General features: G+C 59.3%; 5 protein-coding genes and 2 pseudogenes. 4 read left to right on the forward strand and 3 right to left on the reverse strand.

From position 1 onward, the window contains the following. The first annotated feature begins 685 nt into the window (after positions 1-685). Positions 686-1,171, forward strand: coding sequence for a hypothetical protein (locus tag VR74_RS10340; RefSeq protein WP_045696502.1), 486 nt, complete (start codon positions 686-688; stop codon positions 1,169-1,171). 604 nt (positions 1,172-1,775) lie between these two features. Here VR74_RS10340 and VR74_RS10345 read toward each other — a convergent pair. Together VR74_RS10345 and VR74_RS20860 are read right to left on the reverse strand one after the other, a co-directional pair. Further along, positions 1,776-3,716 (reverse strand): hypothetical protein, encoded by a 1,941-nt coding sequence (locus VR74_RS10345; RefSeq protein WP_299950130.1) that lies wholly within the window; start codon positions 3,714-3,716, stop codon positions 1,776-1,778. Positions 3,717-3,750: 34 nt separating this feature from the next. Next, positions 3,751-5,763: a tetratricopeptide repeat protein gene (locus tag VR74_RS20860; protein WP_299950132.1), complete on the reverse strand. Its 2,013-nt coding sequence runs from the start codon at positions 5,761-5,763 to the stop codon at positions 3,751-3,753. A gap of 238 nt (positions 5,764-6,001) precedes the next feature. Here VR74_RS20860 and VR74_RS20865 point away from each other — a divergent pair, with 238 nt between their 5' ends. From VR74_RS20865 to dusA, 3 genes and pseudogenes are all read left to right on the forward strand, one after another. Next, positions 6,002-6,751, forward strand: coding sequence for an AraC family transcriptional regulator (locus VR74_RS20865; protein ID WP_299950134.1), 750 nt, complete (start codon positions 6,002-6,004; stop codon positions 6,749-6,751). A gap of 130 nt (positions 6,752-6,881) precedes the next feature. After that, a pseudogene (locus tag VR74_RS10360) lies at positions 6,882-7,334 on the forward strand (transposase); the annotation flags it as partial. A gap of 224 nt (positions 7,335-7,558) precedes the next feature. Further along, positions 7,559-8,563, forward strand: a complete 1,005-nt coding sequence (gene dusA / locus VR74_RS10370; RefSeq protein ID WP_045696510.1) for a tRNA dihydrouridine(20/20a) synthase DusA — start codon at positions 7,559-7,561, stop codon at positions 8,561-8,563. A gap of 485 nt (positions 8,564-9,048) precedes the next feature. Here dusA and VR74_RS20870 read toward each other — a convergent pair. Next, a pseudogene (locus VR74_RS20870) lies at positions 9,049-9,232 on the reverse strand (AI-2E family transporter); the annotation flags it as partial.

Genomic DNA, 9,232 nt, shown 5'->3' on the forward strand with positions numbered 1-9,232 from the left:
AATGCAAGTCACTCTGTGCGGAACTTCGATAGCGAACGAGCCGGCTGAGATCACAGACTGTGATTTCCAGACCGTGACAAACTCGCGGGGCGCAGCTCACGGTTTAGCGTGCTGGCGCGATCAATACGGAAGCGACACGCCGGCCTGGGCTACGAATTTGCAGGCGCTCGCAAGGATAGTGAGATCCAGATCTAAGCTGGGCGAGCGCCTCGCACACGAGCGAGAAGTCAGGAGGCTTGCCAAAACGAAGGTGCTCAGCCTGAGTTTAGTTTGATTTGTGACTCAGAACCTCACTATGGATGAGCAAAAGCACAATGAGTTAAACTCGCGGGCTTGCACAAGTGAGTGGATTCGATGCGTGACTGGACAAAAACATGATGAAAAACAGTTCATTGGGATACCGCGTGAGCACGGCGCCGATGATGGATCGCGCAAAATATCATAAAAAACAATGTGTTACATGTCTTCGTGTGCGCTCCGTGTGCAGTCAGTATCGGTACTGGCCGTGATTGGTTTTACTAAACCAACCCGGCTGATCGGAAACAACTGGACCGTTTCCGACAGCGTCCGCTAAATCCCGTCAGGAGACGTTGCTGAGCAACAGTCTGACCGGCAGAAGATCGCCGAAAGCAGACACTGGACTTGGCACGTGTTATTCGAGAACTGAGTGTGTAGGAGCCGGCGGATGAACCTAGAGACTATCTACTATATCGGCCAGACGATTGCCGTTATAGCGATTCTAGGTTCACTAATTGCGATATGGGTTCAGCAGCAACAAACGAACCGGATCGCCCGCGCCGACATGACCGAGCGTATGCTCGGCAAATTCCACACCAACATCCAGGTGATGGTCAATGACCCGCATCTGGCGCTCCAATATGCAAATCTGGTTCGCGGCGAGATACCAAAAGATGAGGCTGTCTCGCAGCGCCTGATCTGGTTCTTCACGCTGGTTGTTCAGACCCATTACAGCAGCTACTTCCTACAACGCGACCATCTCTCCGACGAAAGAGTTGCCGAACCTCTAGACCGGACGCTTGCCCTACACTTGAAGTTGCCGCTGTTCGCGGCCGAATGGGACAGGACTAAGAAACGTCGGACATTTCCTGATGATTATATTGCCTATGTTGATGGTCTGCTTGTGGCCAGTACTTCACGAGCTTCCGCCTGAAAGAAGGTGATCTGTCCCCTGGAGCGCGGATTTACCTGCGCCAGGTGGATCATGCTCTAGGAACAAATTCAGGCGGAGTCGCTTCGCGACTCGTAGGTCGGATGGAGGCCGCAGGCCGAAATCCGACGCCCCAAGAGCAAGCATAGGCCGTCCCGCGACCGCCCCCCATTGCTGGCTGCTGAACGTCCCTCGCCCGGGTCGCACACCGTTTGCGGTGCACCCGGCACCCGTTCCGCGAAGTCGTTTCGCGACCCGTAGGGCGGATAGAGCGAAGCGAAATCCGCCATCCCGAAACACGCGCCCATGCGCGTCGGATTTCGGCCTGCGGCCTCTATCCGACCTACGGATCCGCCAAGCCACGGTCGCGACCGTCCGGCTTGGGCCAGGTTGGCTCCGATCGAAGGAAGTGGCATCCGGCAGGGTCACCTCAGTCCAGCCATACGGCCGCAACAGGGTAATCAGGCCGGACTTCGCCGGTTCCTGCGTTAGGAGCCTGTTTGGAATTCTGTGCCGGGGCGGGACAATCGCGCCGAATGGGGTCAAAACGTGTTACCTGCACGGTTTTTGTGCCAAACACACGCAACGATTCCGGCTTCCCGCAACGCTAATTGCAGAAGGAAGCAGACCCACACAGATAACTACCCGATGCGCCGCTATTGTAGCTGTCTCGCGAACTCTGCCGAGCCGATTCCATGATGTCATACTGGCTAGTATCAGCCGCGCCTCCTGACGCTCCCGAAGTTGATGAGTAGGCTGGGCCGTATTGAACGGTCCGGTTCGTCGGAGGTCGAAGCATCAATAGACGATTGCCACAATACGACGCTTGCCAGTCATCCGCCCAGAGCATGCACGCTTCGGCCAGCTCGAGCGTGATCATGTCCTCGTATCCGGCTTGCATGATCTTGACGACGGCTTGCGGGAGGAAACGTGTGTCCCCGCTCGACGCGAGGTTCAGCGCGCCATAATAATTACCTCCGCTCAAAAGCGATTTCACTCTCTCGCCCTTGGCTTCCAGGGCTGCATAATCGGCGTCTATCCGAGCCTGTATGGCCGCGCGCTCATCCTCCTTCTTCTTCAACTCTGCCGCCGCCAGCTTTGCCTGCCGCTCTGCGACGCCCTTCTCGTAGAATGCGGCAAAGGCTTTGCGGCCTTCAAGTGTCAGGGCCTGGGCCACAAAAGCGCGCGCGGCGTCGAGATTTTCAAACGCCTCGGAATGCGGCAGGGAGAACTTGCCGTCGTTGATGCCGATCCGAGCGATAAAGACATCCACTTTCCCATTGGAATAAACTCCGTATACGCCATTATGCCAGGCCAATTCCTGGGTTGGGTCCATTCGAACATCTTGCGGAATGTCGATGGGATAGAGTTCTGTAAAGACTGCCCACTTCTTGTAGTCGACCACATTGTAGGGATACATGTAATTCGTATGCAGAATGTTTCCCTTTTCCCAGTCGGGCAGCCCCCAGAAATTATGTGAGCGGTAATAACCCTGCCATTCGGCTTGAAGCGGCGCGAGCCTCAGGCCATTGCGCGTATTCCACACGGCCGCCATGACCCCGTCGGGCCGCGCCTCCAGCGGGTTTTCCTTCAGCCCTGTGGTGATCCCGTTTCCGACCGGGCGGTATCCGAGGAAATCCGGATTGTCTCTGTTGGCACTGTAGAAAGCGCCAATCGTGTAGTCTTGCTCGATTGGAACGTACAATTGCTTCGCCGCATCCACCACGTACATCGCCTGCTTCTGGGGATAGGACACTTCCACTGTCGACTGCTTTTTCTGCGCCCAGTTCTCGATCTTGTCATCCGAAACGGCGAAGTCGTACATTTTGCCATTCTGCGCATATCGGCGAATGAAATAGTCCAACCTCAGAGTGACCTTGACGGGGGACTCCATCAAAACTTCTGCCGGCACTACATTGTCCACCGGCGGCCTGAGTTCAAACTTCTGACCGAAACTGGTCCAGTTCATCAGTTGAATCGTCTGTGTGTTGCCGTCGTCTTTCGTGATCAGATAATACAGTTCATCTCCATAGAGGTTCGCGCCGCTCGTGACTTCCCGGTCAATCACTTCGGTGGATCCGATCCGGCCGTCGCCCAGCTTAGTCGTGCGGCCCGACTTGGCATTCAGTACATACCAGGTGTCAGTCCCGGCAGCCCGTACCAGCATGTTGTCGCTGGTCAGCGCAAACAGGCCCGACCATTCGGGTTTCACGACCCATTCGCCATCATGCTTTGCGGCGCCGTTCTGGGCATTGTAAAAAACGCCGTACAAATCCGTACCGGCCTTGGCGCTTCCCTTTTTCGTCTTCGTATCCGCATCTACCCGGTAGCGCGCATAGTAGAACGGTGCGACGTCGCCATGTTTAAGCGACCAGCGCTTCTCGCTTTCCCAACCGATCAACGTGTTCGGCATGGGTGCAATGGCCGTCAGCGTTGCATTCTTCGGAGCCTTCAAAGGCACACCCGGATCCAGCGGCGTTTCGGCAAAACCCGCCGCGAACAATTGAACTGCAAGGGCGATGGTCGCCGCAACAAGCATCCGGATCATGTGCATCTCAATTCTTCCTTGTGCCCCTGAGTTTTCAGAAATTCCCGCGATAGTATTTCATGGCTGTGTCGCGGGACATGCAGGTGCGATAGGTCGAGTTGCCCTCGCCGTAGACCGTGCCGCAAACTTCGCCGCCGGCGGCTTCCTTGCGCTCTTCCTGACGCTTGTAATACTGGTCCCACGCGCTCTGCACCGTTTGGCGGTCCATGTTGTCGCGCGACTCGATGTTCTGGCGGTGCATCGCCTGAATGTTCGCGATGCGCGCATCGGTCCGCGCCTTGTCCTCGACCTTCTCTGCGGCGTCGAGTTCGGCAGCGCCCTCCGCACCCAGATAGAGCGCGCGGTAGATCGCCTCCTCGTAGCGGACCCCATCAAAATTGTCGTCGTGGCCCTGATATTTGCGCACGGCGACCAGCATGGCGGCTTCGGGAATGCCCTTCTTGGCGAGGATTTCGTACAAGGCCCATGTCATATCGGACGCGTCGAAAAGCACCGTGTTTGGCCTTGTTCCATCGGGGTTCAGCGGCTTCGATGCGAGCCCTCCGCGGTAGGCATTGGCCAGTTCGATCTGGGCGCTTGTATAACCCATTGTGGCAAGCCACTGCATTGTTTCCCGCCCGCGCTGGGTGTCACCCCTTTGCAGATCGAACCGGGCGAGCATGAACCGCTCATCATCGCTGATCATCGGATCGATATAGCTGCCTTGCACACCGCCTGTTTCAGCAATGACTTCTTCCTTCCTGGCGCAGGAAGCGGCGTCCCCGCGTTCGCATGCCGTCTCAAGTATTCCGATGGCGAGGTTTGGCGCCTCAATGGCAAAGGAGAGTGTCGGGCCTTTGAGGTGCTCATCGGCGACCTCCACACACCGCGTGTTGAAGTTGCGGCACGCAGTGAGCCAGGCGCGGGCGATACGACCGGGATCGTACTCAATGTCTTGCAGTTCACCGTCTGACCCCAGGACTTTGGCGAGCTTGTAGGTGTCACCGGCGAATTCGCAGTCTTCACGGGTCGGTTTGTAGAGGCACCGGTTGTACCGGCCCTTGAGGACGACCCAGGCATTGTCCCAGGCAAATTCCTGACCGGCAAAGATGGCAAACTCGCACGCAGCCTGAACATTGAAGTCGCAGGCTTTCACGAGTGCTCTGAGGCCCGGGAACAGTCCGCCCGACTTCACGCCGGCCATGTCTTCGCTGCGAAGGATCCGGAGGCTGTTGAGATAGCAGGCCGGCGCATAGACCGCCCGGTCACAGCCCTTGCTCCAGTATTGCCGCGACAGGTCTTGGTCCTTGGACACGAGATCGCCCTTCCAGTAGGCGATTCCCAGCGCGGCGCAGGACGGCCCGTCGAGCGCGGTATCGCGGCACCTGTCCTGTAAAACGGTGATCGAGGCTGCGGGCGCTGGCGCGGCATTGACGAGGTCGACGAGCAGAAGGTCGGCCTGATACATGCAGGCACTCTTCGACTCCATTTCGCAGCCCTTCTTGTAAAGGCGCTCTGCTTCCTTGCGATCGACGGGCATTGTCTGGCCCAGCTCGTGTGCAAGGCCGAGGACCGCGCAGCCATAGCCATTCCCGAGCTCGCAGGCCTGCGTGTAATACTTGATTTCAAGGGGCTTATCTTCGGCAAGACCGAGGGTGGCCTTCCTGTAGGCCCAGCCGAGTTCGGTACACAGCCAGGCATTGCCGGCCGTACAGCCTGTTTCAGCGAGGGCGCGCAGCTCCGGATGGAAAGTTTCGGGCGACTTGCCCTTGGCGGCTTTCTTTTTCTTCCTGTCCTTTGAGGCCAGCGCCTCCTCGACCGCCTGCATCTCGGCGGTCAGATAGTCATACGCCCGCTCGCACGCCACGTTGTCGTTCGATTGCCTGCACGCGGCGGTGTCGGCGCCGAGCGTCTCGGCAGTGGATTGGGCTGTGGCAACGGTCAGAGATGCGCCGGCGAACAGCGCGAGCAGCAACAGCGTGACCTTTCCGAGCGCGAACACCGGCATTCTTTGCCGGTTTGAGGCCGCGAGCGCCGGCGTTCCTTCGGTTCCCTGATGGTCAGTCATGCGTGCGTCCCCCCGTAGCCGTGAAGCGTGGCGCTGCCCGGATTTTGAATCGCAGCTTGCCCGGGACCGATCGGCGAGGATTGTATAAACTCGACATTCCCATGGGGTGGGCTATCATCCCTGAAAGATGGAGGCAGCAGCAACCATGCAATTCGAGTACTTCCGCCCCCGGGAAGATGTCCGGTCATTGGTCGGAAGCTATTATGACCTGACGATCCCGGGCGCACTGGCAGATGTCATGCGCGCCGAAATCGCCAACCTGCGCTTCATCATTCGCGGCAATGTCTATTCGGACCTTGGCGGGAAAGAGATGAAAATCCCGGCGGGCTCGGTGATTCTTTGCGGGCCGACCTTTCGCTGGAGCAATATCCGGTTTGATGCAGGTACGGTCGTTTTCGGCGCGGCGATTACGCCGGTCGGTTGGTCTCGCATGTTGAAAGTGCCTGCGGATGCCTGCGCCGACCAGATTCTTCCGTTCGAAGACTTTATTGATGAGGACAAGCTACCGCTGGTGAAGCAAGTTCTGGATGCGACCGACGCGCGTGCGCGTGCTGACAGTGCCGATCAGCTATTCGCTGCACTGGACGACGCGGCCGTGCGTGTGCACGAAGAGTTCCTGATGCAGGCGACGCGCTGGATAGCGGATCCTGAGCCGAACGAGTTGGAAGACCTGCTGTCGGCAACAGACTTGTCGGCGCGCCAGGTGGAGAGATTGTGCAAAACCTATTTCGGCAGCGCGCCCAAGCGCCTGCACCGGAAGTTCCGGGCGCTGCATTCGGCCAATCGCCTGACTTGGCAACAACTGACTGATTGGCGCGACATCGCGACGACAGCTTACTTTGATCAATCCCACTTCATACGCGAGTTCAAAAAGTTCAACGGGCGAACGCCCACCGAATTCATCAAGGGCCCACATCTGCTCGTGCGCATGACACTGCAAGAACGTCTGCAGATTGATCACGATTCGCCTTTCAGCCTCGTGGGCTAGAGCGCAGCGTCAGAAGCAAAGCCCGGGCGACGCCTGAGCTTGCATTCCCAAGTTGTCCGCTGATTTCACTGTCGTAGCCATCGTAATTTTAATTAAATCTTGATGTTGACGGCATCGAGGGGCGCGTTTTATCGAAAACCCAGAGGGTGCGAGTTTGGATCGGGTAGATCGCGTCGATTTCGACCGCCGCATGCAGCTTGAGTTCCGAGGTGCGCAAATCAGCTCCGACGTCGGTTTGCAGGTGATGCGCGAACTGGATGACCTAATCGGGCTGTCCGATTTGGCGTCTGCGGCGCTGTGCGACACCCGCCGAAGCAAGATTACAGTCCACCGGTTCAACGGGCTGTCCCGGAATCTGTGTTCGGCCGGCATGGCAGGATACGAGGATGTAAACGACGTCAACCGCCTGGCCCTCGATCCGTTCCTGCGTTGGGTTGTCGGCGGCAAGGAATTCGATGCGCGAACTGCCTCAGCCTCGTAAATGGAGCGGTTGAGACCGAGACCATGGCCTATCCCCAGAACCGGGCGGCACTGACCGATCTGAATGAGCAATGGATCCGACCGTTTCCCCGACCGCAATGGGCCAGGAATTGCCTCTGTCGGGAAAATTTCTTTCGGCTGCTTTTCGCCGCGGATTCAAATGATCGCTGCAACACATTCGCCGAACCGTTCGGCTGGGGTTTGTTTCCGATCGCGCTATGAGGTCTTTCCGTATTGTCGAGCCTCACTATAGGTGAGTAGAAGGGCAAAAGTTAAACTAGCGGAGGCTGAAAAGGTAGTAGACTCAATGCGCGACTGGACAAAAACATGAATAAAAACAGTTCATTGGGATACCGCGTGAGCACGGCGCCGATGATGGACTGGACCGACGCGCATTGCCGCGCCTTCCATCGCTGCCTGACGAAAAGCGCACTACTCTATACCGAAATGGTCACCGCCGACGCGATCATTCACGGCAATCAGGAACGCCTCCTCTGGCAGGCCCCCGGCCTGTCGCCGGTTGCGCTCCAGCTGGGCGGGTCCGATCCGGCCAAGCTGGCCAGCGCCGCGAAGATCGGCGCGGAATGGAACTATGAGGAAATCAATCTGAACTGCGGCTGCCCGTCATCGCGCGTCCAGTCTGGCGCGTTCGGCGCATGCCTGATGGCCGAGCCGTACCTGGTCGCCGATTGCGTCGCCGCCATGCGTGACGCCGTAGACGTGCCGGTGACCGTGAAATGCCGCATCGCCATTGACGACCTGCCGGCCCGCGAAACCCTGTTCACCTTCATTGACACAGTCTCCGCCGCCGGCTGCACCCATTTCACCGTCCACGCGCGCAAGGCCTGGCTGAAGGGCCTCAGCCCGAAGGAAAACCGCGAGGTGCCGCCTCTCGACTACGCCCTCGTCGCTGCGCTCAAGGCCGAGCGCCCGCACCTCTCCATCACGCTGAATGGCGGCATCACCACGATGGAGGAATGCCGCGACCACCTCAAAGTGTTCGATGGCGTCATGCTCGGCCGCGCCGCCTACCAGGATCCGTCCCTGCTCGGGGAGGTTGACGCGGCCCTCGGCGGGAAAGGGGCACAGATCGTCTCGGCCCATGACGCCATCCGCGCCTACCGGCCCTATATGGCAGACCAGCTCGCGCGCGGCACGGGCCTGCACGCCATGACGCGCCACATGCTGGGCCTGTTCAATGGCCAGCCCGGCGCCCGCGCCTGGCGCCGCGTCCTGTCTGAGTGCGCACCCAGGCCCGGCGCCGGGCTCGACGTGCTCGACGCCGCCCTGGAGGCGATTACACAGCACACGGCCGATACCGCCAGCGCCTGATCCGCCTTTCCCCCACCTGTCGCGCCGCAACCTGCAGCGCCCCCGGCAAAAGCGCGCGTCTCTCTCCGCCCCCGGCGCATTGCGCCTATACTGCCCCTGTCGCCGGCTCCCCCGGCGGCAGGTCCGGGGCATTTTACCTGCCCCACGCGGATGGGAGGTCGGCCAGCTGTGCACGGTAGGGCGCCATACCATCCATCCCTGAACTGAACGACCAGCCTTGCCCCAAGCGGCCCCGCCGCCCATCCGCAAGGACCTTGAAGCGACACGAAACCGGAAGGGCAGGGCCCTGTCAGGGAGTTGGCGCTGGGGTTTTGGGGGAGAGGGACGAAGAACAGCGTCGAAGAAGCATTCGGGTCTTTGCTCAACGCTCCGAGTTGGGGCAAGGACCACATTCGGTCCGCCTGAGTCCAACCGCCGGGATTGGCCCGCAATCGCCGCCCCGCTCCCGACCATCGCCTTCGTCAATGCGTTGACGACCCTGGGTTTTAGCCGCCGATCGGCGCGTCTTCCTCCACCTCGGAGGCCAGCTGAGCGGGCTGGCCATCGTCGGATAGCATGATGGCGATCCACCGGGTACGTTTGAATTCACCCATAACCACCATTGCCGTAACGGTGAGCGGCGTTGACAGAAAGGCGCCCACCGGGCCGAGCAGCATGCTCCACAATGCG

The sequence above is a fragment of the Hyphomonas sp. BRH_c22 genome (assembly GCF_000961795.1).
Lineage (GTDB): Bacteria > Pseudomonadota > Alphaproteobacteria > Caulobacterales > Hyphomonadaceae > Hyphomonas.

Excerpts from the sequence above, each read along its gene's own strand:
- VR74_RS10340 (WP_045696502.1), top strand. The coding sequence starts at position 686 with ATGAACCTAGAGACTATCTACTATATCGGCCAGACGATTGCCGTTATA.
- VR74_RS10345 (WP_299950130.1), bottom strand. The coding sequence starts at position 3,716 with ATGATCCGGATGCTTGTTGCGGCGACCATCGCCCTTGCAGTTCAATTG.
- VR74_RS20860 (WP_299950132.1), bottom strand. The coding sequence starts at position 5,763 with ATGACTGACCATCAGGGAACCGAAGGAACGCCGGCGCTCGCGGCCTCA.
- VR74_RS20865 (WP_299950134.1), top strand. The coding sequence starts at position 6,002 with ATGCGCGCCGAAATCGCCAACCTGCGCTTCATCATTCGCGGCAATGTC.
- dusA (WP_045696510.1), top strand. The coding sequence starts at position 7,559 with ATGAATAAAAACAGTTCATTGGGATACCGCGTGAGCACGGCGCCGATG.